The sequence below is a fragment of the Micromonospora sp. H33 genome (genome assembly GCF_052068455.1).
GTDB lineage: Bacteria > Actinomycetota > Actinomycetes > Mycobacteriales > Micromonosporaceae > Micromonospora.
The window spans coordinates 1-1537 of the sequence record NZ_JBQHDE010000033.1 but is presented as its reverse complement, the minus strand read 5'-3'; the positions used below and the strand labels follow the sequence as shown (position 1 = coordinate 1537).

General features: G+C 68.0%; 2 protein-coding genes. One reads left to right on the top strand and one right to left on the bottom strand.

The window, feature by feature from the left end:
- Window positions 1–55 precede the first annotated feature (55 nt).
- Window positions 56–325, top strand: coding sequence for a hypothetical protein (locus ACTMS0_RS29050; protein ID WP_441158458.1), 270 nt, complete (start codon window positions 56–58; stop codon window positions 323–325).
- 3 nt (window positions 326–328) lie between these two features.
- Here the strand turns inward: ACTMS0_RS29050 and ACTMS0_RS29045 are convergent, their stop codons facing one another.
- The gene (locus ACTMS0_RS29045) at window positions 329–1447 is read right to left on the bottom strand and encodes an IS630 family transposase (protein WP_441158459.1); all 1119 of its coding nucleotides are present in this window, start codon (window positions 1445–1447) and stop codon (window positions 329–331) included.
- Between the last annotated feature and the right edge of the window lie 90 nt (window positions 1448–1537).

Below are 1537 nucleotides of genomic sequence, written 5' to 3'. Positions count from 1 at the left end.
CTAGTGCCTTGACCACGAACGTTCATGGTGTCGAGCAGGCAGTAGCCTCGGCGCGGTGACGGAGGACGACTTCATGATCGGGCTGAGCCGGGACGAGGCGTTGGTGCTCTCGGACTGGCTTCATCGGATGATGGGCACGGCCGGCTTCGACGAGTTGGTCGATCGTGATCGCGCTGTTTGGTCCCCGCTGTATCGCATCTCGGGGGTGCTGGAGACCTCGCTGGTGGAAGTGTTCAGGCCGGACTACGCCGTCCGGCTGCAGGAGGCGAGGCAGCGGCTACTGGATGCGCTTGGCGAGGTGGGGCGGCCAACCGGCGAAGCGTGATGCTCAGGCAGCACGTGTGGTCGGCTGTCGCCAGACTCGTTGGCGTTCGCTGCGAATACGGGCGCGTTCGCGGCGTTGGGCGGCCAGGACGTCGGGATGACGTGCGTTGGCGTTTCGCCAGCGCAGGTAGGCCTGCAGCTTGCGGGTCAGGACGGTGTGGTTCGGGTGGTCGGAGCCGGCGATCACGAAGGTCCGCAAGGGTCCGAACTGCGCTTCGATTGGGTTGGCCCAGGACGCATACGTCGGGGTGAAGCACAGTTCGACCTTGTTCCGCGCCGCCCACGCCCGGATCTTGGCGCCCTTGTGCGCGGACAGGTTGTCGAGGATGACGTAGATCGGTGCCCCGTCCGGACGCGCAGCCCGGATCGACTTGAGCGCCGCCAGGGTGTTCGCGGCGCTCTTGCGGCGCCTGACGACGCCCCAGAGTTGGTCGTCGCCGACGCTGTAGCAGCCATGGAATTGCCGGACCCCGTGCACCTTGTGGTAGTTGGCCGGCAACCGCTGCGGATGCCCGGCCGGCGCCCACCCAGCACCAGCCTGTGGGCGGATGACCAGGGGCCCGAACTCGTCGAAGGCGAACACCCGCTGCGGGAAGCGCGTGGTGACGTACTCGATGCGGGCCAGCTTGGCGTCCCGGTCCGGGTCTGTGGACTCCTTCCAGGTCTTCGTCCGCTGGAACGTGATCTTGTGCTGGTGCAGGATCTGCCGCAGCCGTTCCCGCCGGATCCGAATCCGGCGGGTGGCATGGGCGGTGAGGTAGTCGGCGAGCTTGCGCACGCTCCACCGGGTGAACGGCCGCCCCAGCGATTCGGGGCGGGCGTTGGCCGTCTCGACGATGAACGCCTCGTCATCGTCGGTGATCAGGCGGGGACGGCCACCCGCCCACCGAGGGTCCAGGCTGGCCATACCCATCTCGTTAAAACGGTGGATGACCTGCCGGACCGTGTCCTCGTCCGCCTGCACCAGCCGGGCGATCGCCGGCACCGTGTTCCCACCGGCCGAAGCAAGCACGACCATGGCCCGCCGCAATCGCACCGGCGAGCCGGTGCCACGACGGGTGATCCTCAGCAGCTGCTGGCCCTCCTGGTCACTGAGCCGCCGGACGCGCACGGGTTCTGCCACCGCCACAGCCTGACCGCCACGACGCCGCCTGGCAGGCAAGCCGGACGGCGTGTCACCCAACACCGCAAACGTTCGTGGTCACAGCACTAG